Raw genomic sequence first — 498 nt, 5'->3', positions numbered from 1 at the left:
TTCTCTATTTATACAATACTTCGTATTGAATGGCTTCGCTTTCCTAGGGTGCCGTCTCAGCCTCGGTCTTCGACTGGCACTGCTCCCTCAGGAGTCTCGCCATTAATACTACGTATTAACATGTAATATTACTTTGAAATACTTAAAAAAATAAGACACTTTGCCCAACTTACACTACCAATAGATATACATTGGTGTGGAAAAAAGTATTCAAAATAACAAATCGAAATTGAACGAGAATTCAAAAACACTATATCGTGACTTAGTTGAAGAAAAATAATACCAGAGATTAAAGAAGATAAAAATAGCTTTTCTAAAACTGATCATTATGCAACTTTTATGAGAATGAAGGAAGACCATATGAAAAATGGCCAACTTAAGCCAGGATACAATTTACAAATAGCGACAAATTCTCAATTTGTTTTATCCTATGACCTATTTCAAAACCCAACAGATACTAGAACTTTAATTCCATTTTTAACAATGATTCAAAATACC

Annotated in this window: 1 pseudogene; it reads left to right on the top strand. The window is 32.5% G+C overall.

The features are described 5' to 3' along the window. Nucleotides 1–285: 285 nt before the first annotated feature. A pseudogene (locus tag IDG65_RS14160) lies at nt 286–498 on the top strand (IS5/IS1182 family transposase); the annotation flags it as partial.

Origin of the sequence: Staphylococcus sp. EG-SA-17 (genome assembly GCF_017151845.1) — a bacterium.
GTDB classification, from domain to species: domain Bacteria; phylum Bacillota; class Bacilli; order Staphylococcales; family Staphylococcaceae; genus Staphylococcus; species Staphylococcus aureus.
Note: the sequence above shows the minus strand (reverse complement) of the source record. Positions and strands in the feature narration are given on the sequence as shown.